The sequence below is a fragment of the Solimonas flava DSM 18980 genome (genome assembly GCF_000426685.1).
Taxonomy (GTDB): Bacteria; Pseudomonadota; Gammaproteobacteria; order Nevskiales; family Nevskiaceae; genus Solimonas; species Solimonas flava.
In genome coordinates, this window is the sequence record NZ_AUFV01000013.1 from 55,681 (window position 1) to 81,458 (window position 25,778).

Annotated in this window: 36 protein-coding genes; 35 read left to right on the forward strand and 1 reads right to left on the reverse strand. The window is 67.2% G+C overall.

Annotated features, from left to right (window positions below; all coding sequences use genetic code 11):
* The first annotated feature begins 1 nt into the window (after nucleotide 1).
* From K343_RS22255 to K343_RS23540, 16 genes are all read left to right on the forward strand, one after another.
* Nucleotides 2-1,864 carry a Mu transposase C-terminal domain-containing protein gene (locus K343_RS22255; RefSeq protein WP_051278447.1) on the forward strand — a complete coding sequence of 621 codons (1,863 nt, stop codon included), beginning with the start codon at nucleotides 2-4 and terminating at the stop codon, nucleotides 1,862-1,864.
* 9 nt (nucleotides 1,865-1,873) lie between these two features.
* Nucleotides 1,874-2,641, forward strand: a complete 768-nt coding sequence (locus K343_RS0114315) for an AAA family ATPase (protein ID WP_028008665.1) — start codon at nucleotides 1,874-1,876, stop codon at nucleotides 2,639-2,641.
* Complete coding sequence (locus K343_RS0114320; protein WP_028008666.1) at nucleotides 2,638-3,303, forward strand: hypothetical protein; 666 nt, start codon at nucleotides 2,638-2,640, stop codon at nucleotides 3,301-3,303. The genes K343_RS0114315 and K343_RS0114320 overlap by 4 nt, the downstream gene beginning before the upstream one ends.
* Complete coding sequence (locus K343_RS0114325) at nucleotides 3,300-3,692, forward strand: hypothetical protein (protein ID WP_028008667.1); 393 nt, start codon at nucleotides 3,300-3,302, stop codon at nucleotides 3,690-3,692. Before K343_RS0114320 ends, K343_RS0114325 begins: the two co-directional genes overlap by 4 nt.
* Nucleotides 3,689-3,994, forward strand: coding sequence for a hypothetical protein (locus tag K343_RS24790; protein ID WP_028008668.1), 306 nt, complete (start codon nucleotides 3,689-3,691; stop codon nucleotides 3,992-3,994). The genes K343_RS0114325 and K343_RS24790 overlap by 4 nt, the downstream gene beginning before the upstream one ends.
* Nucleotides 3,991-4,242: a hypothetical protein gene (locus K343_RS24795; RefSeq protein WP_028008669.1), complete on the forward strand. Its 252-nt coding sequence runs from the start codon at nucleotides 3,991-3,993 to the stop codon at nucleotides 4,240-4,242. The genes K343_RS24790 and K343_RS24795 overlap by 4 nt, the downstream gene beginning before the upstream one ends.
* Nucleotides 4,239-4,850, forward strand: a complete 612-nt coding sequence (locus K343_RS24800; protein WP_043112814.1) for a winged helix-turn-helix domain-containing protein — start codon at nucleotides 4,239-4,241, stop codon at nucleotides 4,848-4,850. Before K343_RS24795 ends, K343_RS24800 begins: the two co-directional genes overlap by 4 nt.
* Complete coding sequence (locus tag K343_RS0114345; RefSeq protein ID WP_028008671.1) at nucleotides 4,847-5,080, forward strand: hypothetical protein; 234 nt, start codon at nucleotides 4,847-4,849, stop codon at nucleotides 5,078-5,080. Before K343_RS24800 ends, K343_RS0114345 begins: the two co-directional genes overlap by 4 nt.
* Before the next feature lie 13 nt (nucleotides 5,081-5,093).
* On the forward strand, nucleotides 5,094-5,513 hold the full coding sequence (locus K343_RS22260; RefSeq protein ID WP_211226278.1) for a host-nuclease inhibitor Gam family protein: 420 nt from the start codon (nucleotides 5,094-5,096) through the stop codon (nucleotides 5,511-5,513).
* A gap of 107 nt (nucleotides 5,514-5,620) precedes the next feature.
* Nucleotides 5,621-6,481 carry a hypothetical protein gene (locus K343_RS22265; protein ID WP_211226280.1) on the forward strand — a complete coding sequence of 287 codons (861 nt, stop codon included), beginning with the start codon at nucleotides 5,621-5,623 and terminating at the stop codon, nucleotides 6,479-6,481.
* A complete protein-coding gene (locus K343_RS0114360) occupies nucleotides 6,462-6,710 on the forward strand; it encodes a hypothetical protein (RefSeq protein WP_028008672.1) in 249 nt (82 codons plus the stop codon). The genes K343_RS22265 and K343_RS0114360 overlap by 20 nt, the downstream gene beginning before the upstream one ends.
* A 6-nt stretch (nucleotides 6,711-6,716) precedes the next feature.
* Complete coding sequence (locus K343_RS23535; protein WP_154662588.1) at nucleotides 6,717-7,406, forward strand: HI_1489 N-terminal domain-containing protein; 690 nt, start codon at nucleotides 6,717-6,719, stop codon at nucleotides 7,404-7,406.
* Between the two features lie 184 nt (nucleotides 7,407-7,590).
* The gene (locus K343_RS0114370; RefSeq protein WP_028008673.1) at nucleotides 7,591-7,932 is read left to right on the forward strand and encodes a hypothetical protein; all 342 of its coding nucleotides are present in this window, start codon (nucleotides 7,591-7,593) and stop codon (nucleotides 7,930-7,932) included.
* Nucleotides 7,932-8,153: a hypothetical protein gene (locus tag K343_RS0114375; RefSeq protein ID WP_028008674.1), complete on the forward strand. Its 222-nt coding sequence runs from the start codon at nucleotides 7,932-7,934 to the stop codon at nucleotides 8,151-8,153. Before K343_RS0114370 ends, K343_RS0114375 begins: the two co-directional genes overlap by 1 nt.
* On the forward strand, nucleotides 8,150-8,590 hold the full coding sequence (locus K343_RS0114380; RefSeq protein WP_028008675.1) for a phage protein GemA/Gp16 family protein: 441 nt from the start codon (nucleotides 8,150-8,152) through the stop codon (nucleotides 8,588-8,590). Before K343_RS0114375 ends, K343_RS0114380 begins: the two co-directional genes overlap by 4 nt.
* Nucleotides 8,587-9,006, forward strand: a complete 420-nt coding sequence (locus tag K343_RS23540; RefSeq protein ID WP_051278450.1) for a Mor transcription activator family protein — start codon at nucleotides 8,587-8,589, stop codon at nucleotides 9,004-9,006. The genes K343_RS0114380 and K343_RS23540 overlap by 4 nt, the downstream gene beginning before the upstream one ends.
* An 8-nt stretch (nucleotides 9,007-9,014) precedes the next feature.
* On the opposite strand, the gene K343_RS22280 is transcribed toward K343_RS23540, so the two are convergent.
* Complete coding sequence (locus K343_RS22280) at nucleotides 9,015-9,299, reverse strand: hypothetical protein (protein WP_051278452.1); 285 nt, start codon at nucleotides 9,297-9,299, stop codon at nucleotides 9,015-9,017.
* A gap of 280 nt (nucleotides 9,300-9,579) precedes the next feature.
* Between K343_RS22280 and K343_RS24130 the strand changes: the two genes are divergently transcribed.
* The 19 genes from K343_RS24130 (at nucleotide 9,580) to K343_RS0114490 (ending at nucleotide 25,728) form a co-directional block, all read left to right on the forward strand.
* Nucleotides 9,580-10,332: a phage antirepressor N-terminal domain-containing protein gene (locus tag K343_RS24130; protein WP_161628900.1), complete on the forward strand. Its 753-nt coding sequence runs from the start codon at nucleotides 9,580-9,582 to the stop codon at nucleotides 10,330-10,332.
* Nucleotides 10,329-10,568, forward strand: coding sequence for a hypothetical protein (locus K343_RS0114400; protein ID WP_028008676.1), 240 nt, complete (start codon nucleotides 10,329-10,331; stop codon nucleotides 10,566-10,568). Before K343_RS24130 ends, K343_RS0114400 begins: the two co-directional genes overlap by 4 nt.
* 99 nt (nucleotides 10,569-10,667) lie before the next feature.
* Nucleotides 10,668-11,720 (forward strand): phage protease, encoded by a 1,053-nt coding sequence (locus tag K343_RS0114405; RefSeq protein WP_051278456.1) that lies wholly within the window; start codon nucleotides 10,668-10,670, stop codon nucleotides 11,718-11,720.
* Nucleotides 11,721-11,753: 33 nt separating this feature from the next.
* Nucleotides 11,754-12,164 (forward strand): hypothetical protein, encoded by a 411-nt coding sequence (locus K343_RS0114410; RefSeq protein ID WP_028008678.1) that lies wholly within the window; start codon nucleotides 11,754-11,756, stop codon nucleotides 12,162-12,164.
* Between the two features lie 34 nt (nucleotides 12,165-12,198).
* Complete coding sequence (locus K343_RS0114415; protein ID WP_028008679.1) at nucleotides 12,199-13,095, forward strand: Mu-like prophage major head subunit gpT family protein; 897 nt, start codon at nucleotides 12,199-12,201, stop codon at nucleotides 13,093-13,095.
* A gap of 134 nt (nucleotides 13,096-13,229) precedes the next feature.
* Nucleotides 13,230-13,433: an HI1506-related protein gene (locus K343_RS22290; protein WP_043112816.1), complete on the forward strand. Its 204-nt coding sequence runs from the start codon at nucleotides 13,230-13,232 to the stop codon at nucleotides 13,431-13,433.
* 5 nt (nucleotides 13,434-13,438) lie between these two features.
* The gene (locus tag K343_RS0114425; protein ID WP_028008680.1) at nucleotides 13,439-13,654 is read left to right on the forward strand and encodes a hypothetical protein; all 216 of its coding nucleotides are present in this window, start codon (nucleotides 13,439-13,441) and stop codon (nucleotides 13,652-13,654) included.
* Nucleotides 13,655-13,657: 3 nt separating this feature from the next.
* Nucleotides 13,658-14,104, forward strand: a complete 447-nt coding sequence (locus tag K343_RS0114430) for a gp436 family protein (protein ID WP_028008681.1) — start codon at nucleotides 13,658-13,660, stop codon at nucleotides 14,102-14,104.
* Nucleotides 14,104-14,661: a hypothetical protein gene (locus K343_RS0114435; protein WP_028008682.1), complete on the forward strand. Its 558-nt coding sequence runs from the start codon at nucleotides 14,104-14,106 to the stop codon at nucleotides 14,659-14,661. Before K343_RS0114430 ends, K343_RS0114435 begins: the two co-directional genes overlap by 1 nt.
* A complete protein-coding gene (locus K343_RS22295) occupies nucleotides 14,658-16,124 on the forward strand; it encodes a hypothetical protein (protein ID WP_051278458.1) in 1,467 nt (488 codons plus the stop codon). Before K343_RS0114435 ends, K343_RS22295 begins: the two co-directional genes overlap by 4 nt.
* 25 nt (nucleotides 16,125-16,149) lie before the next feature.
* On the forward strand, nucleotides 16,150-16,500 hold the full coding sequence (locus K343_RS22300; protein WP_051278460.1) for a phage tail tube protein: 351 nt from the start codon (nucleotides 16,150-16,152) through the stop codon (nucleotides 16,498-16,500).
* On the forward strand, nucleotides 16,500-16,793 hold the full coding sequence (locus K343_RS0114450) for a phage tail assembly protein (protein ID WP_028008683.1): 294 nt from the start codon (nucleotides 16,500-16,502) through the stop codon (nucleotides 16,791-16,793). Before K343_RS22300 ends, K343_RS0114450 begins: the two co-directional genes overlap by 1 nt.
* 135 nt (nucleotides 16,794-16,928) lie before the next feature.
* Nucleotides 16,929-18,818 (forward strand): phage tail tape measure protein, encoded by a 1,890-nt coding sequence (locus K343_RS0114460; RefSeq protein ID WP_028008684.1) that lies wholly within the window; start codon nucleotides 16,929-16,931, stop codon nucleotides 18,816-18,818.
* A gap of 60 nt (nucleotides 18,819-18,878) precedes the next feature.
* Nucleotides 18,879-20,048: a DNA circularization protein gene (locus tag K343_RS0114465; protein ID WP_028008685.1), complete on the forward strand. Its 1,170-nt coding sequence runs from the start codon at nucleotides 18,879-18,881 to the stop codon at nucleotides 20,046-20,048.
* Nucleotides 20,049-20,094: 46 nt separating this feature from the next.
* Nucleotides 20,095-21,159: a phage baseplate assembly protein gene (locus tag K343_RS0114470; RefSeq protein ID WP_043112818.1), complete on the forward strand. Its 1,065-nt coding sequence runs from the start codon at nucleotides 20,095-20,097 to the stop codon at nucleotides 21,157-21,159.
* The gene (locus K343_RS23550) at nucleotides 21,159-21,845 is read left to right on the forward strand and encodes a phage baseplate assembly protein V (RefSeq protein ID WP_051278462.1); all 687 of its coding nucleotides are present in this window, start codon (nucleotides 21,159-21,161) and stop codon (nucleotides 21,843-21,845) included. The genes K343_RS0114470 and K343_RS23550 overlap by 1 nt, the downstream gene beginning before the upstream one ends.
* A gap of 2 nt (nucleotides 21,846-21,847) precedes the next feature.
* Complete coding sequence (locus K343_RS23555; RefSeq protein ID WP_051278465.1) at nucleotides 21,848-22,387, forward strand: phage GP46 family protein; 540 nt, start codon at nucleotides 21,848-21,850, stop codon at nucleotides 22,385-22,387.
* Nucleotides 22,384-24,954, forward strand: coding sequence for a hypothetical protein (locus tag K343_RS0114485; protein WP_028008687.1), 2,571 nt, complete (start codon nucleotides 22,384-22,386; stop codon nucleotides 24,952-24,954). The genes K343_RS23555 and K343_RS0114485 overlap by 4 nt, the downstream gene beginning before the upstream one ends.
* A gap of 12 nt (nucleotides 24,955-24,966) precedes the next feature.
* Nucleotides 24,967-25,728 carry a hypothetical protein gene (locus K343_RS0114490; protein WP_028008688.1) on the forward strand — a complete coding sequence of 254 codons (762 nt, stop codon included), beginning with the start codon at nucleotides 24,967-24,969 and terminating at the stop codon, nucleotides 25,726-25,728.
* Nucleotides 25,729-25,778 lie beyond the last annotated feature (50 nt).

Consider the following 25,778-nt stretch of genomic DNA (forward strand, 5'->3'; position numbering starts at 1 on the left):
CATGGCCGCCGTCCTCCAGTTCTCGCGCCCGCTGCCGATGCTGCGGCCCGAGCCGCAGCTGCCGGCGGTGCCGAGCGCCGCGCAGCAACTGCGCGATCTGCCTGATTGGGCGCGCATGGAAGCCGAGCGCTGCCTCGCCATCATCCGCCCTGCGCTGGCGCGCATGCAGCAGGGCGTGTCGCGCCGCGGCGCGGCGCAGTGGCTCGCGAGCACGGCCGAGGGCCTGCCCAGCTGGAAGACCATCGACCGCTGGCTGGAGCAGTACACGACCGGCGGCAGCAACATCGTCGCGCTCGCGCCCAAGTACACCGGCCGCGTGCGCCAGGATTACGGCTGGGAGGCGCGCGCGCTGGAGCTGTACAACCGCCCGACGAAGCCGGCGTACGCCACCGTCGCGTGGTGGCTGCGGCAAGAGGGCTTCGACAGCGCGCAGGAGCATCTCGTGCGCCGCTACCTCAAGAAGGCGCCGAGCAGCTGCACGGAGACGGGCCGCAAGCGCGTCGGCCAGCACTACTACAACCAGAACATCAAGCCGCACGTCATCCGCGATGCCAGCGTGCTGCCGGTCGGCTTCGTGTACGAGGGCGACGGCCACTGCTGCGACGTCTACGTCGCGCACCCGAACACCGGCCACCCGTTCCGCCCGGAGCTGACGACGTGGATCGACGTGCGCTCGCAGAAGATCGTCAGCTGGTGGATCTCCGAGAGCGAGTCGACGCAGACCACGCTCTTCTCGCTGAGCCAGGCGCTCGTCGCGCACAACCACGTGCCGGCCATCGTGCACACCGATCCGGGCTCCGGCTTCAAGGCGCGTTTGATCAGCGATGAGGTCACCGGCTTCCTCGCCAAGTTCTCGATCCAGCCGCAGCTGGCGATCGCCGGCAACGCCAAGGGCAAGGGCCTACAGGAGGGCTGGTTTCGCTGGTTCGAGGAACGGTGCGGCAAGCGCTTCGACACGCACACCAGCAAAGTGCGCACGGACGATGACCTGCGCCAGCTGCGCGCCAAGGTCAAAGCCAAGCTGCTGCGTCTGCCGACGCTGCAGGAATACATCGCGGCGATCCGCGCCTACATCGAAGCCTGGAACAACGAGCCGCACAGCGGCACGGACGGTCTGACGCCGGACCAACTGTGGGCCGAGCTGCAGCAGACGCCGCTGGAGATTCCGGCCGAAGCCGTGATCCGTCCGCGCAAGACCTGTACCGTGCAGCGCTGGGGCGTGCGCCTGGATAACCGCTGGTACCGCGAGCCGACGCTCGCGGACTACGAGACGCGGCAGGTGATCGTCGAGTTCAGCCTGCACGACGACGAGCGCGTGTCGTGCTTCGACCTCTCCGGCCGCTTCATTTGCGACGCGCGTCTCGTCGAGAAGAAGGCGTGGCTGCCAGCGAGCCGTATCGAAGAGGCGCAGCAGAAGCGGCTCGAAGGCCAGCGTAAACGCGAATTGCTGCGGCTCGCTGAGAACGAGGCCCGCGCACGCTCGGTACTGCCGAGCCATGCCGAGCCGTCGCCGCTCGCCGTCGGCCACTCGCTGCCGCCGCCGGTCGCGCCGCGCATCACCGTCGCCGCGCCGCAGCTCGACGGCCGTGCGACCGAGATCCTCGCCGAACTGCAGACGCGCCCCGCCGCCGCGCCGCGCGTCCATGCCCCGCAGCCGCTGAGCACCGAAGAACAGATCGCCGCGCGCTTCGACCGCGCGATGCAGATCGAGGCGCGCATCGCCGCGCATGAAGACGTCAACGACGCCGACGCGCAGTGGCTGCGCCGGTACCAGAGCACCGCCGAATACCGCGGCGAGCTGAAAGTGCGCCTTGCCTTCGGCCGCCTCCCGCAGCACGACATCACCGGCACGCACGCCGAATAGGAGCACCGCATGGCCAAGGGCGACACTCAAGACAACCAGAGCATCACCGGCATCCTCGCGCTGACCAACGTCGCGCAGTGCATGCGCGCGATGGAAAAGGCCGTGACGCGGCCGAAGCATCTGGAGGGCATCGTCGGGTTCTACGGGCCGAGCGGCTACGGCAAGAGCCAGGCCGCCGCGTACGTGCAGGGCCGCTACCGCGCGTACTACCTGGAGCTGCGCGACAGCTGGGGCAAGAAAGCGTTCCTGCAGGCGCTGCTCAAGGAGATGACGGTCAAGCCCGCCAAGACCATCTCCGACATGGCGGAGCAGGCCGCCGAGCAACTCGCGCTCGCACAGGGTATGGGGCCGCGGCCGCTCATCATCGACGAAGGCGACAAGGCCGTCGATCACGGCTACATCGAGCTGATCCGTGACATCTACGAGGGCTCCGGCAAAGCGCCGATGCTCCTCGTCGGCGAAGAGCAGCTGGAGCGCAAGCTGCGCCAGTACGAGCGCTGCCACCGCCGCGTGCTCGCCTGGGTGCCCGCGCAGCCGGCGAGCCTCGCAGACTGCCGCGCGCTGCTCCGGCTCGTCGGCAACGGCGTGCAGATGGATGACGATCTGCTCGAACACATCCGCGAGAACGCGCGCGGCGTCACCGGCCGCATCGGGCAGAACCTGTTCACGGTCTCCGAGCAAGCGCTGCTGGAGCTGGACGGCAAGCCGGCCACGCGCGCGTGGTGGGCCGGCCGTCCGCTCTACAACGGCGAAGCCAACCGCGGAGTGCAGCTGTGAGGAAGGTCGCGACGCTCGAAGAGCGCGTGCGCCTCAAGCACTCGCGCGGCCGCAAGCCCGTCGACCTCGTCGTCGACGAGAAGCATCCGCAGGGGCGCGATGCGATCTGGGCCGCGATCCGCAGGCTGCGCTTCTTCACGCGCGCGCAGCTGGAGAGCTGCACGCGTATCAACGAGCACACGATCGAGAGCTATCTGCAGGGCCTCACCAAAGCCGGCTACCTCACGCGCACCGCGCAGCGCCAGGAGAAGGCCGGGCACGGCGGCATGACGTTCCGCGCCTGCACGTACACGCTGCTCAAGGACGTGGGCGTCGAGGCTCCGCGCGTCACGCGCAAGGGCGAGCCGGTGACGCAGGGCGACGGGCGGCAGCGCATCTGGATGCAGATGCGCATCCTCAAGAGCTTCACCGCCCTTGAGCTGCAGCGCGCTGCGAGCACCCGCACACCGGCCGGCCTCGAAGAGGTGAAGACGTATTGCCTCTTCCTGACACGCGCCGGCTACCTGCGCCGCGAGACGGTCAAGACCGCGCGCGGCCGGCACCTGCGTTATCACATCGTGCCCGCGCTCTACAGCGGGCCCCGCGCGCCGCAGATCCAGAACATCAAGCAGGTCTACGACCCCAACCTCGGCCGCGTGGTCTGGCCGCGGAGCGCGGCATGAGCGGCCAGCACGCAGCGGCCGCACAGGCCGCATGGGGCGACGAGCTGCCGCGCTGGGTGCTGTTGCTTGCCGAGCAGTGCGACGCCACCTCGCAACGCCGCGCTGCGGACAAGCTGCGCTACTCGGCGGGCACGATCAGCCAGGTCATCAACCGCAAGTATCCCGGCCGCTATGACGCCGTCGAAGCGGCCGTGAAAGGCGCGTTCATGGACAGCGAGGTGGGCTGCCCCGTGCTCGGCCAGATCCGCGTGCACGCCTGCCTCGAACACCAGCGCGCCCGCTTCGCCAACACCAACTCGATCCGTGTGCGGCTCTTCCGCGCCTGCCGCGATGGCTGCCCGCATTCGCTCATCAAGCCCGGCGTCGCCGCCGGAAAGGAGACACCGTGAACGCCGTTGCATCCACTCTCGCCAGCGACCAGCCGCCGCGCGTGCTGACCTCGCAGCTCCGCGACGCTCTCGCCATCGCCAATGCTGCCGCGCGCCAGCTGCACGAGCGCCGCTGGCGTGTCGCCAAGCAGGACCTGCGCATCGGCAGCGGCAAGCGTCCGCTGCTGCATATTGAGCCCGGCCACGGGGCGCTGCCGCTGCACACGACGCAGATCGCCGTGCGCGTCGAGTGCGGCGAGGTGCTGCGCATCGGCAAGTTCGGCGCCGTCGACGTCGCACTGCCGGAAGGAGCCTCGCTATGAACCTGCGCCGCGTCGCGTGGTGGCTCATCACCGCGTACTCGCTGATCGCGTGGTCGTCCGTCGTGCTCACTGCCGTCGGCGTCACCGATTGGACCTGGGCTGTCGCGCTCTCGCCGATGTGGGTGCCCATCATCGGGCTGCTGCTGGCGATGATCCTGGCCGACCTCTACCGCGACAGCCGCCGCTTCGCACGCGCCTGCCGCCGCGCATGGTCGCGCATCACGCGTCCGCTGCGGAGGGCCGCATGAGCGCCCCCACTCCGCTCACCGAAGAGCAGCTGCGCGCGCAACTGCTGCGCGTTGTTGCGCAGGAGCGCAGCTGGGCGACCACCACGACCCTGCAGTGCGGGCTCGGCAGTGGCGAGCCGCGCGTGCGTGTGGTCGCGATGCTCGACAAGCTCAAGGTCGAGGGAGTCATCGAGCACAAGCGCTCGCACGCGAGCGACTACTGGCGCCATGCGCAGGCGCAGGACGAGCCGCGGCCGGCGCGCGGCGCGACCGGTGCGCAGCGCACAGCGATTGCCGATCTCCTCGGCAGCGAGCCGGATCTGACGATCGCCGAGATCGCATCGCGGCTGGGCCTCGCGAGGCCGACGGTCAAGTATCACGTCCGCATGATCCGCAGCGAGCTTGCGCAGGCCGGCGCGGCACCCATCGCCGAGGGCCAGCTCGGCGCTGCGCTGCACCGCAAGCAGCAGATGACACAACCCCACGGCGCGCGCTACGCGATCTGGAACACCGGCGAACTCGTGATCGCCAAGGGCGAGATCGAGATCCGCCTCGGCGCGATCGACGTGCAGACGCTGCGCTCTTTCATCGCCCACATGCCGGCGGCGCCGGCGGGAGCCCTCGCATGAATCACCAATGCCCCTGCGCCGGCTGCGGCGCCGAGCTGAACAACGACCAGGCGATGTGCCCCGAGCACTGGGCGCTGGTCCCGTCGTGGCTGCGTTACGACGTGCAGCGCTACTGGAGCAACACCAACGCCGCCTGCGTGATCGAGCGCCGGCTGGCGATCCACAACTACCGCGTCGCCCGCGCCGCCGTCAAGCACGTCGACGCGCTGCCGACCGCGCTCACTCCCTGACCGAGGCATCCACATGGCAAAGACCAACGCAGCGCGCGTGAAGGCCACCGCGCAGAAGTACGTCCCGCAGACCCGCGACCAGACGGTCGAAGACATCGCCGAGATCGGCCGCCTGCAGCGGGAGCGTGCGCGCATCCAGGCCGCGATGAACGACGAGATCGCCGCCATCAAGCAGCGCTACGAGGAAGAGGCGCAGCCGCACGCCGAGCGCATCACCGAGCTGCGCGAAGGCGTGCAGATCTGGTGCGAGGCCAACCGCAGCGCGCTCACCGACGGCGGCAAGTCCAAGACCGCGAACCTCGCGAGCGGCGAGATCCGCTGGCGCGTCACGCCGCCGAGCTGCTCGATCAAGGCGGCCGAGAAAGTCATCGAAGCGCTGCGCGGCCTCGGCCTCGCGCGCTTCCTGCGCGAGAAGGTGGAGATCGACAAGTAGGCCATCCTCGCCGAACCGGAAGCGGTCAAGGGCGTCAAGGGCATCACGATCTCGCAGCGCGAGGAGTTCGTGGTGGTGCCGTTCGAGACGGAACTGGAGGAGGTGGCGTGACCAAGCGGCGCTGGCTATCCGATGCAGACGCCAAGCTGCGCGAGTTGTATCTCGCGGGCGAGTCGACAGTGCGCATTGCAGAGCTGCTTGGCCGCAGCGAGAACGCAGTCAGTCAGCGTGTCACGAAAATCGGCCTACACCGCAAGAAGGCCGGCGCCAAGCACTGGACGGAGGCGGAACTGGTGGAGCTTCGCCGGCGCTATCCGGATGAGCTTTCCGCCGACCTTGCGCGGCACTTCCGCTGCAGCACCGAAGCCGTGTTCGCAAAGGCCAACAGTCTAGGGCTGCATAAGAGCGAGATCGGCAAGGCACTGGCAGCGGAAGTATCGCGGCGGTGTGCGTTGACCGATCCGCGGATGATCGCGACTCGCATCAAGCCGGGCACCACGCCTCCGAACAAGGGTCTGCGCCGCCCCGGCTGGACCCGAGGCCGTATGCGCGAAACGCAGTTCAAGAAGGGCCGGACAGCGACCGAAGCGCGGAACTACCAGCCCATTGGCGCGTTGCGCATCAACCGCGGCAAGCACCCCTATCTTGAAAGGAAGATCAGCGATGACCAATCGCTGAAGCCGGCGCTGCGCTGGAGAGCTGTCGCGCGGCTGGTCTGGGAAGAAGCGAATGGCGCTGTGCCGCCCGGCCATGCCGTGGTGTTCAAGCAGGGCCGCGATTCTCTCGTCGAAGCCGAGATCACGGTTGACGGCCTCGAACTGATCACGCGCGCCGAGCTTATGCGGCGCAACAGCTACCACAACCGCTATCCGAAAGAGATCGGACTGGCGATCCAGCTACGCGGCGCGCTCGTTCGCCGAATCAACAGGCTTTCATCCGGAGACTCTCATGCAGAACAAGATCGATGATTTGCGCAATCACCTGTTCGCAACGCTCGAAGCGCTCGCCGACAAGGAGGAGCCGATGGCGCTGGACCGCGCTCGCGTGATCGCCGACGTGGCGCAGACGATCATCAACAGCGCTAAGGTCGAGGTCGACGCGATGAGCGTCACGCGCAAGCTTACCAGCAGCAAGTTCCTGCAGCTGCCGGAGCAGGTCGAGCCGAAGCCGGCTGTCACGGGACCGGTGCGGCAGTAGCTCGGTATGACCACTCCATCCGCCCCCATGCGCTTCGTGTGCCCGAGCTGCGGCTGCTACGGCATGTTCGAAGCGTTTGCGAACGACATGGATGCGCGCGTCGTCGGCCGGCTGCTCGGCAAGCTGCCGCCGGAGGTGAGCGATGCGGTGCAGCGCTACCTGCGTCTGCACGCGCCGGCCAAGCATGTGCTGACGTTCCGCAAGGGGCGGCGGATTCTCGAAGAACTGGAGCCGCTGATCGCCGCCGGCACCGTCCGCCGCAACGGCCGCGACTGGCCGGCGCCGGCGGCGGCATGGGTCTCCGCGATCGACAGCATGCTCGGCAACCAGAACCTGCAGCTGCCACTGAAAGGCCACGGCTACCTGCTGGAGATCATCGCCGGCGAAGCCGACAAGGCGGAGCGCCAGGCCGAGGACGCGCGCGAGCAGCAGCGGCAGGCCAACGCGCAGCGGCTCGGCGGCAGGCGTGACGGTGCATCGCTCGTCGCCGGCATCGGCGAGGAGCTGGACGAGGAGCGCCAGCAGCTGCAGGCCGCTCATGTGCGCACCGCGACGGCCGCGCTGGTCGCGGCGGCCACGTCGGACCGGATGAAGGGCCGCGAGCTGGATGACGACGATGCGCGGCAGCTGCTCCGCGCCTTCAGCCCCGCGGTGGTCGAGCGCGCAATCGCCAACTGGCAGCGGCTCCGCAAATGACCCGCGCATCCGCCCGATTCGGCATGAGCCCCAAAAACGGCCCTCAGGCGCGTTTTGCCGCGCCGGTGCGGCAAGCGGCGGTCCGCGCGCCCAGAGCGATTTTTAAAGGCCAATTTAACGGCCTCAGCGGCATTGCCGGCCGGCAGCCGGCCTGCCGCGCGCGGACCGCGCCGGAGAACCGCCCATGACGCGCCCGCTCACCCGCGATTCCGTGCTCTTCGCGCTCGCCATGCATACCGGCGAGCAGAACGGCGTGCGCGCGTGTGACCTGGTCGCCGAGATCTGCGGCGAGACCTCGGCCGGCCTGGAGCGCCAGCTGCGCCATCTGATCGAAGAGATGCGCCGCGAGGGCGAGCACATCTGCGGGCACCCGTCGGTCGGCTACTACATCGCCGCCGACGAAGCCGAGCTGCTGCGCACCGTCCAGTTTTTGCACGACCGCGCGATGACCTCTCTGACGCAGGCGGCCGCGATGCAGCGCGTCAGCCTGCCGGATCTCGCCGGCCAACTGAGGCTGAAGACCTGATGGACGCACTGAAGATCCTCGCTGACCAGCGCCAGGGCGAAGCGCTGCGCCTGCAGCTGTGGGTCCGCGGCTGCCCGAGCAAGCGGCGCTACGAGACCGAGGAGCGCGCCAGGCGCGGCGCCGCACGCGTGCTTAAGTTCCGCAAGCGCCGGCAGCTGCCGTACTACTGCACGCACTGCGCGGGCTGGCATCTGACCTCGCGCCCGGAGCCGAAGCCATGAGCGGCGCGAAAGCGAGAAAGCCGGCCCGCAACGTCGAGCTTGGCAAGATCCATATCCTCAAGGCCAAGCTCGGCCTCAGCGACGAGCAGTATCGCGCGATGCTGTGGGCCAACGGCCGCGTCGAGTCCTCGGCCCAGCTCGATGAGCATGGGCGGCGCAAGGTCATCGCGCATCTGCAGGCCCACGTCGGCGCACGCGATCGCGGCCGGCGGCCGCACAACCTCGAAGCCGCGGACCGCAGGGATCTGCGCAAGATCGAAGCGCTGCTGGCCGATGCCGGCCGGCCGTGGGAATACGCCGAAGGCATCCTGCGGCACATGACCTCCGGCCGCGTGGAGCGCATCGAATTCGCCGACGCCGCGCAGCGGCGCGCCCTGATAGCGGCACTCTGGCGCGATGCAAAGCGCCGCGCAGACGCGCAGCCCGGCGACGCATGAAGCACACGCCGGCCACCGTCGACCTCGCCCCGCTGCCGCCGATGCTGCGGCGGCTGGTTCGCGCGCTCGGCCTGCCGGCGACCCTGCAGCTGCTCGAAGCGCGCGGCGGCACGCGCTTTTATCTCGGCGGCGAGCGCGGCCGGCGCGATCGCCATGTGCTCGCCGACATCATCGGCAAGGAAGCCGCCGAGGCGTTCTACCGCGAGTTCGGCGGCGTGCCCGAAGTGACGCTGCCCAAGGCGGACAAGATCGTCCAGCAGACGCGCGACGCGCAGATCCGCGCCGATACCGAGCACAGCCTCATGGAGCTGGCCGTGATGTACCGCCTCACGAGCCGGCAGGTCCAGAACATCCGCCGCGGCCACGACGCGCGCGAGTGGCAGGACCGGCAGCCGGATTTGTTCGGGGCGGCGTGAAAGTGCAGCTAGCTCCAGTCGCCAATGGCTGTGCGGTACAGGGGCGTACTGCACTGGTTGCAGATGTGAATCCGCCGCGCATCGCTGTTGCGCGCCCAGCCTCGCTGCGCAAGGTCAGCGGAACTGCAGCGATAGCACTTCACTCCGCCCGCGGATTTGCATTCCGGATGCTCGCGCCAGTACTCATCGAGCGTCGGCCAACTGGCCCAGCGGTCCCGGTAGAAGCGTACGAAGAGCACGATGCCGGCGACGATCGCCATGCTGACGATGCCGATGATCGCTTCAGTGCTCATACCTCATTTCTCCATGCGTGGCGGCGCCACGTTGACACACGAATTCGCAAGGGCGCAACATCCGCTCCGAGGCGTCGAAACCTCGTCCGTAGCGGAAGGCCACCCCGAAAGGTGGCCTTGTTGTGCCCGACGGTTTTGGTCGGGAGGGCGGCTAATAAAACACCCCGAGAGGGGGAATACGCCCGCCGCCTACGGACGGTTTCGAACCTCCCGACCGCCATCACGTCACCCGTCGAAAGGTGACGGGCTGGCTTATATCTCATCCGTAGGAGCACAGCATATGGGCCAAGCCCTTCTACCCGTCGCTTTCGATGGCGACACTCTCGATCTCATAAACCATCAGGACCAGCCGTTCGTGGCCTGCAAGCCGATTGCGACCGCGCTCGGGCTCGACTGGAGCAGTCAGCGCCAGCGACTCGACGCGATGCGGCCGCGCTGGGGTGTGGTGGAAATCACCATACCTACAGCTGGCGGCATGCAGGCATCCCTCACCATGCCGCTGCGCAAGCTCCCCGCCTGGCTGTACAGCATCAAGCCCGGCAAGGTCGCGCCGCACGTCCGCCCGAAGCTGGAGCGCTATCAGGCCGAATGCGACGAGGTGCTGTGGAGGCACTGGAGCGGACAAACAGCAGCGGCGCAGCCGCCTGCCGGCATCGCCCGCATCGAGCAGCACATGGAGGCGATGGCCGGCCACATGGCCGATCTCACTCGAATCTCCGTACAGCAGGCCGCCAAGCTGGAAGTCACGGCGCGCTACATCGAGCTGCTGGAAGTCAACCAGCGTGGCCATGCCAAGGTCACGCCTGAGGTGGAGAAGGCCGTGCTGGAATTGAAGGCGCAGGGCATGCCGCAGACCAGCATCGCCCGACTGCTACGCATCAGCGGCGGCACGGTGAGCCTGCTGGTCAACGGCAAATACCCGCGCAACGCCTCTTACGATGCTGAGCCACCGAAGCCGACGCTGGCCCAGGCGCTGGATAGCATCGCCGAGCACGAGGCCGCGCGGCAGCTCGGCGAAGGCGGTGTGTCATGAGCCCGCTGCCGGAAGTGGTGTCGGCACACGACGTGCAGGACGCGGTCAATGAACTTTCCACGGTAGCCGGCGCGCTGGATGCCGTGGCCTCGCTGGCGCTGATGAACGATGCGCGCGCCAACAGCACCTGCTCGATGCTGCTGGCAGAGGAGCTGCACTGCCTGATGCGTCTGGCCAGCGCGCAACTCAAGGCGGCGAACCAGAAGTTGGAGACGCTGGTGCTCACTACCCGTTGAGGCTTTCTGCAGTTAGGTTATGACTTCGCCCCGCCTCGCGCGGGGCGAAACATTTCCCCGGCTGTTTGATGCGCGCGCGCGACCGACACTGGCCGCGTCATGCAGAACCGCACCCGCCAGTCCGTCGACGACGCCAGCCATGAAGAAGCTCTTCAGCGCTCGCTGAACGCGAGCGCGGGCGACGGCGACGTCATCCGCGCCTTCTGCTTCGCGCTGCCGACCGACGGCACTGTTCCCGAATGGGTCGAGCTGATCCCGGCGCCGGATGCTTCCGGCCGCGTGGTCGGCCGCGACGGCCGCAACTGGCTCATGCGTGACGCCGCCGCCGTCGCGGCGAATTTCGATCTGCGGCTGCCCGTCGACGTCAACCATTCCACCGAGCTGCGCGCACCGAAAGGCGAGGAGTCGCCGGCGTTCGGCTGGATTGAGGAGCTGCAGGCGCGTAACGGCGCTGTATGGGGCCGCATCGACTGGACGCCCGAGGGCATCGAACGGCTGCAGGGCAGGAAGTATCGATTCATCTCCCCCGTTTTCGCGCACCTTAAGACGACCGGCGAGATCCGCAAGGTGACGTCGGCCGGGCTCGTGAACGACCCGAATTTCAATCTGGCGCTGAACAACCGCCAAAGCAGCGAGGAAGAACTCATGTCCCTGAAAGCGATCGCCGCCGCCCTTGGCCTTGCCGAGACGGCCACCGAGGCCGAATGCATCACGGCCATCAACGGCAAGAAGTCCGAGCTGCAGACTGCGCTCAACGCGGCTCAGACGCCGGACCTCGCCAAGTTCGTCCCGCGCGCCGACTTCGATGCCGCCACTGCGCGCGCCACGAACGCCGAGCAGAAGCTCGCCGAGCAGGCGAACGCGCAGCGCGAGAAAGAAGTGGACGCCGAGATCGATGCCGCGCTGAAGGCCGGCAAGATCACGCCGGCGACGAAGGACTACCACCGCGCGATGTGCATGCAGGAGGGCGGCCTCGAAAAGTTCCGCTCTTACATCGCCGCCACGCCGGTGATCGTCTCCGGCGATGAAGTCACCAAGCCGCCGGTCGGTGCCGACGGCAAGGCGAAGCTGAGCGACAACCAGCGCGCCATCTGCCGTCAGCTCGGCCTCTCCGAGGACGACTACGCCAAGACCCTCACCGCTGCGCAGTAACGCAGCCCGTTCGCCACCCAAGAGAGCACGACCATGACCGCACTCGCCGCCGAACGCGCCACGCCGCGCCGTGAAGGCAAATTCCGCAATGACCCGGCCGCCGCGGCCAAGAAGTTCTACCAGGGCGCACTCGTATGCCTCGACGCGTCCGGCAACGCGACGCCCGGCGCCACCGCCACCACGCTGATCGCGCGCGGCGTGTGCCGCTACACGGTCGACAACAGCGCCGGCTCGGCCGGCGATCTGCGCGTCGAGTCGGAGGCGGGCGTCTTCCTTTTCGCGAACAGCGCGAGCACGGACGCCATCACGCGCGCCGAGATCGGCGACGACTGCTACATCGTCGATGACCAGACGGTCGCGAAGACCGACGGCACCGGCACGCGCAGCAAGGCCGGCCGCATCCTCGACGTCGACAGCGACGGCGTGTACGTCGAAATCCGCTGATCGGCCCGCCCCAGGAATCCAGGAGCAAGAATCCATGATCATCAACCGTCAGAACATCGCCGATCTGTTCCGCGGCTTCCAGACGTCGTTCCAGTCCGGCTTCGCCGGCGTGCAGGCGCAGTGGCCGCTGATCGCGACTGTCGTCTCCAGCAGCACGAGCGAAGAGCACTACGCCTGGCTCGGCAAGTTCCCGATGCTGCGCGAGTGGCTCGGTGATCGCGTCATCAAGCAGATGGCGACGCACGACTACACGGTCAAGAACCGCAAGTTCGAGTCGACCGTCGGCGTCGAGCGCGACGAGATCGAAGACGACAAGATGGGCGTCTACAAGACCATCTTCGAGGAGATGGGCCGCAGCGCGGCCGTGCATCCGGACACGCTGGTCTGGGCGCTGCTCGCTGCCGCGTTCACCACGCCGTGCTACGACGGCCAGTACATGGTCGACACCGACCATCCGGTCGGCATCCCCGGCCAGACGGCGATCACCAGCGTCAGCAACCACGGCGGCGGCTCCGGCACCGCGTGGTTCCTGGCGGACCTCTCGCGCCCGCTGAAGCCGCTGATCCTGCAGAAGCGCCGCGAGTACGACTTCCGCACGATTAACGACCTCAACGACTCGGAGGTCTTCAAGACCGACCGCTTCCTCTGCGGCGTCGATGGCCGCCTCAACGTGGGCTTCGGCTTCTGGCAGATGCTCTACGGCTCCAAGCAGACGCTCGACGCCACCGCCTTCGATGCCGCGCGCGCCGCGATGCGCGCTTTCAAGTCGGACGAGGGCCAGCTGCTCGGCGTCAAGCCGACGCACGTCATCGTGCCGCCGTCTCTGGAGAGCACGGCGAAGAGCATCTTCGAAACGCAGCTCATCAACGGCGGCGATAGCAACACGCACTTCAACGCCGTGAAGGTGGTCGTCGCCGACTACCTGCAGTAAGGGATTCAACCCGAAGAGACGGGGCGCAGTTGAAGGCGCGTTGAAGCTCGATTTAGCGCGCCCGAGCCCATGCAGAAGCCCCGCCCCGGCGATCGAGCCTCTCGCCGGGGCGGGCCTCATGAAAGGACACCAGCATGGCCACCCAGAAAGTTCTCCGTGTCACCGCCAAGCGCGAAGGCTTCCGCCGCGCTGGCATCACGTTCGGCTCGGCGTCTGTCGATCTGCCGATCGCCGATCTCAAGAAGGAGCAGATCGAGGCGCTGAAGAGCGAGCCGATGCTGGTCGCCGTCGAGGCCGAAGCCGAAATCGCCGAAGCGCCGAAGAAGGCTGCGAAGTAAACGCCATGCCGTTGAAGAGCGCCAAGGCCGACGTCACCGCACACCGTGTGAGCGAGCGCAGCACCCCGGAGGCGCCGGCCAGCGTGCCGGCGCCGAAGGGCTCGCACGTGGTGGTGGGCGAGCTGTGGCGTGGGGCCAAGCGCTTTCGCGACGGTGCGCCGATCGATCTCACCGAAGCCGAGGCGCTTGCTCTCGGCAAGCATGTGCGCCAGGCGCCTTGAGCCATGCCCTACGCCACCCGCCAAGACCTGCTCGACCGTGAATCCGAAGACCTGATTTACAGCGTCTTCGATCGCGATCGCGACCAGGTGCTCGACGAGGTGGCAATGGATCGCTGCATCGCCGACGCCTCTGGCGAGATGGACGGCTACATCGGCCAGCGCTACTCGCTGCCGCTGCCGACGCCGCCGACGTGGGGCGTGCAGATCTGCGGCGACATCGCGATCTACCGCGGCGCGCGCGCGGCGGATGCGCTGACCACCGAGCTGCGCCAGCGCTACGAGGACGCGATCGCGTTTCTTCGCCAAGTGGCGAAGGGCACGGCGGGCCTCGGCCTGGCGCCCGTCGACGAGCCGCAGACCGGCGACGCCGGCGAGGTGAAGGGCGGCGAGATTCTGGTGACGGCCGAGCCGCGCGTCTTCACGCGCACCAGCATGCGGAGGCTTCCGTAATGGCGCGCTCGCTCTACGACCATCGCGAGGCGATCGTCGCGGCGCTGCGGCCGCTGATGCCGGAGCGCGTGGAGGTGGCGTCGCATCACGGTCCGTTCGAGCTTGCGGAGATCGTGCGCAACTCGTTCCCGGCGCCGTGCGTGCGTGTGGCGCTGCTGGGCTACACAGACGACGACGCGGCGCGCACGCACGGCATGGCGGACTTCGCGGCGTACATCATCACGAAGGACGGCAAGGCCATGTCGCGCGACCAGATGAACCTGGTGCTCGGCGGCCTGCTCGTCGCCATCTACAAGACCAACGCGCTGATCACCGGCACCGATGCGCGCGCGCCGGAGAAGCCGGTCTACCGCAACCGCTACAGCAGCCCGACCGGCGGCGCGGGGCTCACGCTGGGCGTCGTCACGTGGTCGCAGTGGCTCGCGCTGGCCGAAGCCGAGACCAACGGCGCGCAGCCGGCGGACTTCACGCTGCTGCATGTCGATTACGACTTCGCCCCGGCCGACGAGGCCATCGACAACCAGCAGGACGTCACCATTTCCCAGGAGTCGCCATGAGCGAGATTTCATTCACGCAGTTCCCGACCAATTTCTACGTGCCGGGCACGTACGTCGAGATCAGCACGCGCCGCGCGCAGCCGGTCACTTCGATCGTGCCGCAGAAGATGCTGCTGGTCGGACAGAAGCTCGCCGCCGGTACCGCGACGGAAGCCGTGCCGGTGCTCGTCACCAGCGCCGACCAGGCCGGCCGGCTCTGCGGCCGTGGCTCGCAGTTGCATCACATGGCGATCGCCGCGCTCGCCGCGACGTACAGCGTGCCGGTGTGGCTGCTGCCGCTGGCCGATGCGGCCGGTGCGACGCAGAGCACGCGCACCGTAACGCTCACCGGCTCGCCCACCGCGGCCGGCACGGTCTACCTCTACATCGGCGGTCGCCGCTACGCGGTGAATGCCGCGGCGGCGGCGACGGTGACGACGATTGCAGCGGCGATCGCCACGGCGATCAACGCGGATGATCTGCGCCACGTCGACGCGAGCGCTGCGCTGGGCGTCGTCACGCTCACCGCGCGGCACGGCGGCATCGACGCCGGCGAGATCAGCTGCACGCTCAATCGCTACTCGGACGAGCGCCTGCCGGCGGGGCTGACGGTCGCCATCAGCGCGCTCACCGCCGGCACCGGCAATCCGGATATCGCCGACGCGATCGCCGCGATCCCGAACGCGTGGTACACGCGCATGGCGATCGGCTGGTCCGACACCGCGAACATGACGGCGCTGAAGACCGAGCTGCTTCGCCGCAATGGCCCGATCCCGCAGATCGAGGGCGTGGCGTTCGTCGGCCTCGAAGACACCATCGAGAACGAGCTGACCTGGGCGAGCGGCCGCAACTGCCAGTTCATCGCGCCCGTCGACAACGACTCGCTGTCGCCGAAGTGGAAGAGCGCCGCCTTCGCGTGCAGCGTCTCCGCCACGCTCGCGCAGCAGGACCCCGGCTTGCCGGAGAACCGTCAGGAGATGCCCGAGCTGCTGTCGAAGCCGGACGGCGAGCGCCGCAGCATCACCGATCGTCAGCAGCTGCTGGCCGGTGGCGTGGGCACGCTGATCACCGACGAGAGCGGCGTGGTGCGCGCGGAGTACTTCGTCACGAGCTACCGCACCAATGATTACGGCGCGCCGGATCTGCGCAGCTGGTTCGACGTGTGCCGCGTCAACCTGTGGGCGCAGACGCGCTACGGCATTCGCCTGCTGGGTGTGAAGCTCGGCGGCACGAAGCTCGGCCAGAACGGCAGCACCGGCAAGAACGTGATCACGCCGAGCACGCTGAACAGCGAGGCCATCGCGTTCTACAAGCTCTATATCGATGAGGGCTGGTACGAGGGCGGCGCCGCGTTCGAGAAGTTCAAGGCCGAAGTTTCGTCGGAGATCGATACCGAGAATCCGAACCGCGCCAACCTCTACTTCCCGCCGGACTTCATCAACCAGCTCCGCGTGCAGGCGGTGCTGGTCGAGCCGGTCGGCTGAGCCGTACCGATCCCAGGAGAAACACATGGCACAGCACGCCAATCGCGCCCGCATCAGGGTCAACGGCAAGCTCTTCGACACGATGCCGAACCCGACCTTCGACCCGGGCGGCGTCATCGCGCAGACCAAGATGAGCGCCTACGGCGCGCACTGGGGCGATCAGCTCAATCCCTCGCGCCTCGAAGCGTCTGTCGTCGCGACGGCGGACGTGTCTGTCGCCGAGATCGCCGCGTGGCGCGACGCGACGCTGACCGTGGAGTACGACACCGGCAAGATCTACACCGTGCCCAAGGCGTGGACTGTCGGCACTCCGCAGCTCTCCAATGGCGAGATCCGCTTCCAGCTCGAAGGCGAGCCGGCCGAGGAGCACGGCTGATGAGCAACGTCACCGTCAAAGGCACGCTCAAGCACGGTTTGAAGATCGGCGATGTCGTGCACAAGGAGTTCGAGCTGCGCGAGGCGACGACGGGCGACATGTTCGACGCCGAGGCGGAGGTGACCCCCAACCAGCCGCTCGGCTTCTCCGGTGCGTTGATCTGCCGGCAGCTAGTGCGGATCGGAACCTTCGAAGGTCCGTTCGTGCTCGGCATGCTGCGCAAGATGAAGCCGACCGATTTCGCGTTGCTTCGCGCGGCGCAGCTGGAGGCCGAGAAGCTGGGGGAAGCGTAGCGGAGCGCCGCTCCGCCGACCTCCATGCGGTGCTGATGCTCGCCACCAAGACGCACTGGTCCGAGCGGGAGCTGATGGCCATGCCGATCACGCGGCTACGCCGCTACATCAAGTTGCTCGCGGAGAACGATTGACATGAGCAATCGCTATCTCGACGTCGCGCTTCGCCTCTATCTCGAATCGCATGGCCTCGAATCCAACACGCGGCGCTTCGGCCAGACGTGGAGTACCACGACGCGCGGCATGGAGCGCGATGGTCTGCGGCTCGATCGCATGTTCGGCGGTCTGCAGAGCCGACTCGCGCAGCTGGGCCTCGGCATCAGCTTGCTTGCCAATCAGCGCCTCTCCGCGCAGCTCGACAAGGATCTGACGCAGATCCGCCAGACCGCTGGCGGAACGATCGACCAGATGCGCGAGCTGCGCGGCGCCATCTTCGACATGGCGAGCGATACTGGCCGTCCGCTCGAATCGCTGAAAGGTGGCTTCAACAACCTGATTCAGGCCGGCCTGCAGTGGAAACAGGCACTGGCCGCGATCCGCGCGATCAATCCGGCCTCGGCCGTTACCGGCGCGAGCGAGGACGTGCTGGCTGGTGGCCTGACGGTTGCCGCCAGTTCGTACGGCTTCGACCTGTCGCAGCCGGGCATCGCCACGCAGCTGCTCGACCAGATGACGCAGGCAGGCCGCCTCGGCAACGCCGAGCTGGAGAACCTCTCCGGCATCTTCGCGCGCATTGGCGTGAACGCAAAAAGCGCGAATCTGCAGTTCGCCGACACGCTCGGTTACGTGGAGGCGCTCTCTCAGTTTGAGCGCAACCCTGAGCGGCTCTCGACGCTGGCCGACAGCACGCTGCGCCTCTTTTACAACCTCAACTATCAGAAGAACGCGACGCGGGCGACAGGCGTCAAATTCTTCAATGCGGATAAAAGCGCTCGCGATCCCGTCGACGTGCTGAGCGACATTGCACAGCGCTATCAGAAGCTGAACAACGACCAGGACCGGGCGCGATTCATCTTTCGCGCCTTCGGCCAGACCGACCTCGACACGCAACGCGGCCTGCGCACGCTGCTGTCCGGCGCCACGCTTTCGACCTGGCGCGAGATGGCCAAACAGATCCGCGATGCCGATGGGACGATCGCGCGCGATCTGCCGGACGCGCTGCGCAACGCGGTGGACCAGAGCCGCCGCCTGAAAACGCTGATGCGCGAAGCCGGCGACGCCTTCGCCCAACCGATCAACCGCGTCTTCGCGAACGTCGTCGAAGCGCAGCTGAAGCCGGTATCGGAAGGCGGGTTCGGCAAGACCGGCGGCGCGGTGGCAACGGTCGCGGAAGTCGCGGCGCTGGGCGCGCTCGCACTTGGCGGAAAGACATTACTCGGTCGGCTCGGTACCAGTGGGCGGCTGCTTGGCGATGCTGTGGGCACCGCCGGCGGCATCGCGCAGGGTCAGCTCGTGCAGCAGATGGGCCTGGGCACGCCGGTGTTCGTGACGAACTGGCCCGGCGGCGGCGTGGGCGGCGGCGCCAGTGATGCAGCAGTTGCGGGCGCTGCCGGTGCCGCTGCGGCACGGGTGATCGCGGGCGGCGGCCTTGCCGCCGCGGCGATGGCGGTGCTTCCGCAGATGATCATCGCAGCGGGCTCGATCCTCATCGGCACCAATCTCGTCAACCGCGGGCTGAATCGGATTCCGGGATGGGAGGACGCCAACACGGTGCGTAATAGCGCCGGCGTCGAGCTGACGCCGGATGCCGCTGCGCGCTTGCGCGATCCGTCCGTACAGGCGCGCATTCGGCGCATGGGCGCACTGAAGAGTGTCTGGTCTCCCAGCGCCGATGCGATGCCGTTGCCGGCCTATCTGACCCGCGATCGTGCAGCGGGCGCTGCGCCACCAGAGATGACCGGGCGGCTGCGGATCGAGATCACTCAGAGCGGCCGCGCGCGGGTGGTCGGCATCGACAGCTCGGACAATTGGGATCTGCAGGTGCAGACCGGCACCGGCCCGCTGCTCGCGCCGCTCGGCCAGTAGCGGCGAGGGGAAACATTTCCCCGGCTGTTCCGCCATTGCGCGCGCGCGATCCTGCGCCGCATGGCCTGGCGTGACTCCCTCCAGCGTGGTTCGTTTCGCGGCGCACCCTTCGAGATCGATTCGGCCTCGAAGCGCGCGGGCCGCAAGTCCGTCACGCACGAGTATCCGCAGAGCGATCGCAACGAGAACGAGGATCTCGGCCGCGGGCCGCGGCGCTTCTCGCTGGAGCTGTTCGTCGTCGGCCCGGATTACATGTCCGGCCGCGACGCGCTCGAAGCGGCGCTTGAGGCGCCGGGGCCGGGCGAACTGGTGCATCCCTACCGCGGCCGTCTGCAGGTGTCGCTCGACGGCGACTACAGCTGCACGGAGTCGAGCCGCGAAGGCGGGATGGCGACGTTCTCGGTCTCGTTCGTGCTCGACGACGGCGTCACGCGGCCGGCCAGCTCGATCGACACGCAGGCGCTGACGCAGGCGCTCGCCGCCGACGCCAACGTCGCGGCGCAGGACAACTTCGCGGAGACATTCTCCGTTGCGGACGCGATCGAGCGCGAGTCGGCGATCGACGTGCTGCAGGATGCGCTCGGCAGCATCGCGGCGCGGATCAGCGAGGTGCGAATCGGCGCGACGAGCGTCGAGCTGCGCCTCATCACGGCCTTGCTGGACCCGGTCCGCGGCGCGCGAACGGTGCTTGGCGATCTCGTGGGGCTGCCGGCGGATCTGGCGCTGATGTTCGGCGGGCTTGCCAGCAACATCGGCCGTGCATCCGATCTCTCCAGCCTGTTCGACCGCTCGCCGTCGGTAACCGTGAGCGGCAGCGGCGCGGCCGCCAATCAGGACACGATCAATCGGCTGTTCCGCGAGACGATCGCGATCCGCCGGGCCGAGCTGACGGCGAGCAGCGAGTACGCGAGCTACGACGAGGCGCAGGCGGCGATCAGGATCGTCGGCGACGAGATCGACGCGGTGTCCTACACCGCCGACGATGCGACGTTCGCCGCGCTGCAGTCGCTGCGCGCGGCCGTCGCGACGGACGTGGGCGAGCGCGCCGCCGACCTCGCGCGCATCACGCGATACACGCCCTCGGAAACGCTGCCGGCGCTCGTCATCGCGCATCGGCTGTACGGCGCTACGTCCGTCGAGGACAACGCCGAGGAGCTGATCGCCCGCAATGCCATCGTGCATCCGGGCTTCGTCAGCGGCGGTGTGGAGCTTGAGGTGCTGACGCCATGAGCGACCTGCCGCGATGGCTCATCAAGCAGCTCGCGCGGTGGCGTCGATGAGCACGCTGACCCTCCTCGTCGACGGCACGCGCTACGAAGGCTGGAAGGCCGTCACCGTGACGCGCGGCATCGAGCAGCTCGCCGGCGCGTTCGAGGTCACCTGCGCGGACCGCTGGGCGATCGCCAAGCCGGCGCAGCCGCTGCCGGTGCTTCGCGGCAAGACGTGCACCGTGCTGATCGACGACCAGGTCGTCATCACCGGCTTCATCGACGCGGCGCCGCCGCGCTATTCGGCGCGCGGACATGAGCTGATCGTGCGCGGCCGCGATGCGACTGGCGATCTCGTCGACAGCTCCGCGACGACCGACGGCGGCGGCTGGCAGAACCGCTCGCTGAAGGCGATCGCCACGGATCTGTGCAAGCCCTTCGGGATCAGGGTCAGCGTCGACGCCGCCGTGGCGCGCGATGCCGCGCAGCCTTTTCTCTATCAGCACCTGCAGCTCGGCGAGACCTGCCAGGCCGCGCTGACGCGCCTGGCGCGCATCCGCGGCTGCCTGTTGGTGTCGGACAGCGCCGGCGGCCTCCTGATCACACGCGCGGGGAGCGCACGCGCCGCGACGGCGCTGGTGCTCGGCGAGAACATCCTGTCAGCGGATGCCGAGGACAGCTGCGCCGAGCGCTTCCACTCTTACCGCGTGATCGCGCAGGACCGGCAGAGCGACTACAACGATGGCGAGACAGCGCAGCAGGTGCTCGGCACTGCAATCGACCGCGACGTGCGCGCCGGCCGCCTGCTGATCATCGACGCGCAGGATGCGACCGACGCCGGCGGCGCGGCGCAGCTCGCGGCCTGGACGAGCGCCACGCGCGCGGCGGCTGGCCAGCGCGTGCGCTACACCGTGCGCGGCTGGCTCGACGGTGCGCGGCCGTGGCAGCCGAACACCCTGGTGAGCGTGCGCGACCCGTGGGCGCGCTTCGACGGCGATTACCTGATCGCCACCGTCACCTACACGCTCGACACGCAGGGCGGCGAGATCACGCAGCTGGACGTAGTGCCGCGGGACGCCTACAAGCCGCTGAAGCTGCGCGAAGTCGATCCCGCCGAGGCGGGCCTGCAGTGATGGACGCGCGCCGCGTCAGCCAGTTCGTCGAGCGCCTGGTGCGCCAGCTCGTCTCGCCGATCGGTCGGCAGGTGTCGATGCTGGCCACGCGCGTGCGCATCGCGGCCGTCAACGACGCGACGAAGATCCAGACCGTGCAGCTCACCGGCCGCGCCGTCGACGGCAAGCGGCCGGAGACGCTCGACGGCGTGCAGCGCCTGCAGCAGTTCGGCTTCAGCTCGGTGCCGCTGCCCGGCAGCGACGGCTTGATGATCTGCATCGGCGGCAGCCGCTCGAATCCGGTCGTCATCGTCTGCGACGACGGCAGCAAGCGTGTCGTCGGGATGGAGCCTGGCGAGACGGTGGTCTACAACGCCTTCGGCGATTACGTGAAGCTGCTCAAGACCGGTGAAATGGTCGTTAAAGCGCGCGAGAAGGTGACCGTCGACAGCCCGCTCACGCATGCGCTCGGCGATGCCGAGGTCGACGGCGACGCGCTGGTGCACGGCGACGCGCAGGTCGAGGGCAATGCGGTCGTGCTGGGCAATCTGCATGTCGCCGGGGCGATCACGGCGGACGGCGCGATCAGCTCGGCGACGTCGATCTCCGATCCGTTCGGAACGATGCAAGGCATGCGAGTGGTCTACAACGGCCACACGCAGGCCGTCAGCAGCGGCGTGGCGCACGCGCCGAACGAGCAAATGTAGCCATGACCGACCTCGCCCTCCAAGCGCTCGACGACGGCACCTACGACCTCGTGCTGTGGGGCGGCGATCTGCTGGCCGACGACTCGCTGCGTCCGGCTGTCATCGCCTCGCTGCTCACCGACCGCGAGTACGCGGACGCCGCCGACGGCGATCGCCGCGGCAGCTGGCAAGACGCGCTGCTCGCGGACGCCGCGGACCGCAACGGCTCGCTGCTGTGGCGCGTGCTGCCGGGCAAACGCACTCCCGCGAAGCTCGCCGAGGCCAAGCAGTACGCCGAGCAGGCGCTGGCCTGGCTCGTCGACGACAGCATCGCCAGCGGCGTGAGCGTCACGCCCAGCTGGGACGCACGCGGTCAGCTGCAGCTCGACGTCGAGATCGCACGCGCCAACGGCGTCGAGCGCTACCGCCTCGCGGAGCTGTGGCAAAAGTCGCTCGGCCCGAGTGCGATCGATGAAGCGAGCGACTACGCGCTCGTGATGTCCGGCATCGCCGGCGACTATCAATACATCTGGTACACGGCCCTGCCGGAGCTTGCCGAATGACCGCTGAGACTGACCTCTCCTACGCCGCACAGATCATCAAGCCGATCGCCGAGGCGCTCGCGCGCTGGTGGCGCGGCGATAGCAGCCACACCGAGAACAACGGCGTGGTCGACGTGCCGTCGCCGGCGAAGCTCGTTGCGGATCTGACTGCACAGGTCGAGGCGATTGGCCCTGATGCGCAGGCGGCTGCCGCTACCGCATCGGCTGCCGCGGCCATCGCAACGGCAGCCGCCGACAATGCGCAAGCGTCTGCACGGACCGCCGCGCTGTGGACCACGCTCGCCACATACACGCCGACCGTCATCGGCGAGGGCGCCGAAGTCCTCGACAGCGACGCAGGCACTCACACCGATCCGCAGACGTCAGCGACTGTCGCGAATGCCGGCCGGTACACCGCATATGCAACCACGGTCGGCGCGTGGACGCGCATCGGAGACACTGGGCTATCCGGAAAGGCGTCAAATGCAGCCCTTGCCGACGAGGTTGCAACGCGCGAAAAAAACGATGCAGCCGAGGCGCTGGAAAGAGAGGCGGCGCTGCCGCGGCTGCCATACAACACGACTGCGGCGTGGGCGGTCTTTGACGCCGACGGAAAAGTTGCCATTGGCGTTGACGAAACCGGGGCTGTTATCGGCTGGGTGCCAACTGCGCTGGCAGAAATGACGTCCGATACGAATGCGGCGGTCAGCACACTGGCGTCACAGATCAATGCGTCTCTGAGCAATAGCGCATCGGTCGCAATGCCGTATACCGGCATCGACATGGTCTGGGGCGTCACCGATCGCTACGGGGTGCCAGCGATCGCGCTGACGGCCGATGGCAAGACGCGCATCGTCAGAGATGGCGAGGTCCGCGCCGCGATTTACAGCACCGACGAAGTGCTGTGGGGCATCATCGACGACTCGAAAAGGATCGCGATCGGAGTCACGAAGTCAGGCACCGTCGTCGGGCAATTGAGCGGACGCGTCGACGACATTGCCGGCCGGCTGACAGTGATCGAGGGCATTGTCGCCGGTGAAAATGTCAGCGCGACTGATGCGCAGCCCGTCGTCTATACGCGCACCGACGGTACGTTCCAGCAGATTTTCGCGGCCGACGCTGACGGCGAATTCGCGGTAACGCCAGACGAGTACGACGCCTACGGTCCCGTCGCGCTCAACAACACGTACGTCAAATTCATGTCGGACATGGACGGCGCGCGCAAGCTCTGGCGAAAACCGCTCTACGGCAGCGGCGCTGCAATCAAGAGCTACAACGGCCGGCTCGATCACATCCTCATTATTGGTCAAAGCAATACGATCCCCAAAGTTATCGCACACGCCGCGCTGCCCTCCGCGCTGACCGTAGGAGAAATTCTCCCTGGCGCGTGTCTGCAGTTCAACGGTAACGGCAGCTTCAAGCACCCGTGGCCGAATTTCCGTCCTGCCCCGTCTGGCATGTACCCCGGCGCATGGGACATCGACGATCAGGATGCGGAGATCCTTGCAACGGAGATTGACCACTTCGTCAACCTCGAAGGCCAATACCTCGAATCGCATGCCTTCGGCTTCGGGGAGCTTATCAACAGCGATGATCGGCTTTTGCTGTTCTCCGGGCATGGCCGTGGGTCAGGCAACTACGCGATCCTGAAAAAGGGGCTGACCGACACGACGAACTACGCTTATCGGAACTCGATCACGGCTGTTACGCGGGCGAAGGCGCTCGCGAATTCGCTGGGCCTCGAATATCGAGTCATCGGCATGCTCTGTGAGCACGGAGAAGGGGATTCGCAGAACGCTGCGTACTTGAGCAATCTCAACGAGTGGATCGCTGACTACAACGCGGACATCAAAGCCATCACCGGACAGGCAGAAGATGTGCCGCTGTATCTCACGCAGCACCACAGCTGGTCGCTGAGCGGGACGCAAACGACAAGCAAGTCAGTCATTGCGCAGCTCGACGTACACGAGCAAAACCCGCTCGGCATGCTGGTCGCGCCGAAGTATTTTTTGCCCCACGACAACCAGAATGCTGGCGTGGATGACGGTGTGCATCTATCCGCGTACGGCATCCGAACGCTATCCGAGTATTACGCAAAGGCTTGGAAGCAAAATGAAGCGGTGCCGAACAGCTGGAATCCTCTCCGTCCGTCATCGGTGGTATTCGACGGCACGGCGACGATCACGGTTTCGTTTGCCGGTCGAGTCGGAGATTTGAGGTTCAGCGTCTACGACGCCACAACGAACCCGCTGGGCGTAGCGGACCCCGGCAATTACGGCTTTGAGCTGGCCGACACCGGCGGAGCAACTATCACCGCGGTTGCGTTATCAGTAGACGCTACGCAGGTGCTCGTGACAGTGAGTCAGCCGCTGGCGGATGGCGCCATGCTTCGCTACGCGTATACCAATGTCGGCCCATCAAACGCTGGACCGCTGACGGGGCCGCGCGGTTGCCTCTGCGACAGCGATCCGACACCGCCGAGCGCGAAACTGCAGGCACATCGCGCAGCGCGGGGGATGTCCGGATCAGCGCTGACTGACCCGCTCAAGAATTGGTGCGTCACTTTCTCAAAACTGATCAGCATCTAAGGAAAGAAAAACATGAATCGTCAATTTGTAAAGCTCAGCGGCGTTTCGTTCAGCGCCACCGGCCTTCCTGTTATCGATGTCACCGACGAGGAGATCGAACTGGCCAGCATGCCGAGTCTCGTCGCGTGGCTTGATCCGCAGGAAAAATTCCGCTCGACGGTCCCCATCGGGCTCAAGGATCGAGTCAATGGCTATGGCATGAAGAACTTCAGCGCCGCAGCCCCGGTGCTGGGGACTGCGATTAATGGCCGCCCCACGGTCAACATGCTGGTATCCCGGACGGACGGCCTGACGATCGAGGGGCTGAATCTGCATCCGACTGGCGATTACACGAAGATCGTCGTCGCCAAGATTCCCGCCGTCACTGCATCCGGGCGGCGTGAACTGTGCACGTCGGAAAGCGGAAAGTGCGGCTTCTCGATCACAGCGTCCGGTGCTCTGCGTATCCAGCATGGAGCGACGCAACTCGACACCACTACGCTGACAGACACAGCTGCACATATCTACGCCGCTACTTATAACGCGGAAACCGGAGTCGGCGTCGTCTACAAAGACAAGGTCGCGCTGCCGTTTACCTCGGCGGGTACTTTCCCGCTGCAAGCTGCCAGCACGAATCTCGGGTTTGGTGTCTCGACCAGCTCGGGCGGGTTCTTCGAGGGTGACATGGGCTACGGCTTCTGTTTTGCGGCCGACTACTCGAAGCCTGCATATAAGACATTTTGGGATCGCATCCACTCTATTCTCGCGACGCGATACGACATCGTTCTGCCGTGATTTATATCAGCATCTAGATCGATACTGGCCATAGCTATGCCACTTTCCCG

Bases quoted from the DNA above. Each gene is read 5' to 3' on its own strand.
- K343_RS22255 (WP_051278447.1), top strand. From the start codon at position 2: ATGGCCGCCGTCCTCCAGTTCTCGCGCCCGCTGCCGATGCTGCGGCCC.
- K343_RS0114315 (WP_028008665.1), top strand. From the start codon at position 1,874: ATGGCCAAGGGCGACACTCAAGACAACCAGAGCATCACCGGCATCCTC.
- K343_RS0114325 (WP_028008667.1), top strand. From the start codon at position 3,300: ATGAGCGGCCAGCACGCAGCGGCCGCACAGGCCGCATGGGGCGACGAG.
- K343_RS24795 (WP_028008669.1), top strand. From the start codon at position 3,991: ATGAACCTGCGCCGCGTCGCGTGGTGGCTCATCACCGCGTACTCGCTG.
- K343_RS24800 (WP_043112814.1), top strand. From the start codon at position 4,239: ATGAGCGCCCCCACTCCGCTCACCGAAGAGCAGCTGCGCGCGCAACTG.
- K343_RS0114345 (WP_028008671.1), top strand. From the start codon at position 4,847: ATGAATCACCAATGCCCCTGCGCCGGCTGCGGCGCCGAGCTGAACAAC.
- K343_RS22260 (WP_211226278.1), top strand. From the start codon at position 5,094: ATGGCAAAGACCAACGCAGCGCGCGTGAAGGCCACCGCGCAGAAGTAC.
- K343_RS0114360 (WP_028008672.1), top strand. From the start codon at position 6,462: ATGCAGAACAAGATCGATGATTTGCGCAATCACCTGTTCGCAACGCTC.
- K343_RS23535 (WP_154662588.1), top strand. From the start codon at position 6,717: ATGACCACTCCATCCGCCCCCATGCGCTTCGTGTGCCCGAGCTGCGGC.
- K343_RS0114370 (WP_028008673.1), top strand. From the start codon at position 7,591: ATGACGCGCCCGCTCACCCGCGATTCCGTGCTCTTCGCGCTCGCCATG.
- K343_RS0114375 (WP_028008674.1), top strand. From the start codon at position 7,932: ATGGACGCACTGAAGATCCTCGCTGACCAGCGCCAGGGCGAAGCGCTG.
- K343_RS0114380 (WP_028008675.1), top strand. From the start codon at position 8,150: ATGAGCGGCGCGAAAGCGAGAAAGCCGGCCCGCAACGTCGAGCTTGGC.
- K343_RS23540 (WP_051278450.1), top strand. From the start codon at position 8,587: ATGAAGCACACGCCGGCCACCGTCGACCTCGCCCCGCTGCCGCCGATG.
- K343_RS22280 (WP_051278452.1), bottom strand. From the start codon at position 9,299: ATGAGCACTGAAGCGATCATCGGCATCGTCAGCATGGCGATCGTCGCC.
- K343_RS24130 (WP_161628900.1), top strand. From the start codon at position 9,580: ATGGGCCAAGCCCTTCTACCCGTCGCTTTCGATGGCGACACTCTCGAT.
- K343_RS0114400 (WP_028008676.1), top strand. From the start codon at position 10,329: ATGAGCCCGCTGCCGGAAGTGGTGTCGGCACACGACGTGCAGGACGCG.
- K343_RS0114405 (WP_051278456.1), top strand. From the start codon at position 10,668: ATGCAGAACCGCACCCGCCAGTCCGTCGACGACGCCAGCCATGAAGAA.
- K343_RS0114410 (WP_028008678.1), top strand. From the start codon at position 11,754: ATGACCGCACTCGCCGCCGAACGCGCCACGCCGCGCCGTGAAGGCAAA.
- K343_RS0114415 (WP_028008679.1), top strand. From the start codon at position 12,199: ATGATCATCAACCGTCAGAACATCGCCGATCTGTTCCGCGGCTTCCAG.
- K343_RS22290 (WP_043112816.1), top strand. From the start codon at position 13,230: ATGGCCACCCAGAAAGTTCTCCGTGTCACCGCCAAGCGCGAAGGCTTC.
- K343_RS0114425 (WP_028008680.1), top strand. From the start codon at position 13,439: ATGCCGTTGAAGAGCGCCAAGGCCGACGTCACCGCACACCGTGTGAGC.
- K343_RS0114430 (WP_028008681.1), top strand. From the start codon at position 13,658: ATGCCCTACGCCACCCGCCAAGACCTGCTCGACCGTGAATCCGAAGAC.
- K343_RS0114435 (WP_028008682.1), top strand. From the start codon at position 14,104: ATGGCGCGCTCGCTCTACGACCATCGCGAGGCGATCGTCGCGGCGCTG.
- K343_RS22295 (WP_051278458.1), top strand. From the start codon at position 14,658: ATGAGCGAGATTTCATTCACGCAGTTCCCGACCAATTTCTACGTGCCG.
- K343_RS22300 (WP_051278460.1), top strand. From the start codon at position 16,150: ATGGCACAGCACGCCAATCGCGCCCGCATCAGGGTCAACGGCAAGCTC.
- K343_RS0114450 (WP_028008683.1), top strand. From the start codon at position 16,500: ATGAGCAACGTCACCGTCAAAGGCACGCTCAAGCACGGTTTGAAGATC.
- K343_RS0114460 (WP_028008684.1), top strand. From the start codon at position 16,929: ATGAGCAATCGCTATCTCGACGTCGCGCTTCGCCTCTATCTCGAATCG.
- K343_RS0114465 (WP_028008685.1), top strand. From the start codon at position 18,879: ATGGCCTGGCGTGACTCCCTCCAGCGTGGTTCGTTTCGCGGCGCACCC.
- K343_RS0114470 (WP_043112818.1), top strand. From the start codon at position 20,095: ATGAGCACGCTGACCCTCCTCGTCGACGGCACGCGCTACGAAGGCTGG.
- K343_RS23550 (WP_051278462.1), top strand. From the start codon at position 21,159: ATGGACGCGCGCCGCGTCAGCCAGTTCGTCGAGCGCCTGGTGCGCCAG.
- K343_RS23555 (WP_051278465.1), top strand. From the start codon at position 21,848: ATGACCGACCTCGCCCTCCAAGCGCTCGACGACGGCACCTACGACCTC.
- K343_RS0114485 (WP_028008687.1), top strand. From the start codon at position 22,384: ATGACCGCTGAGACTGACCTCTCCTACGCCGCACAGATCATCAAGCCG.
- K343_RS0114490 (WP_028008688.1), top strand. From the start codon at position 24,967: ATGAATCGTCAATTTGTAAAGCTCAGCGGCGTTTCGTTCAGCGCCACC.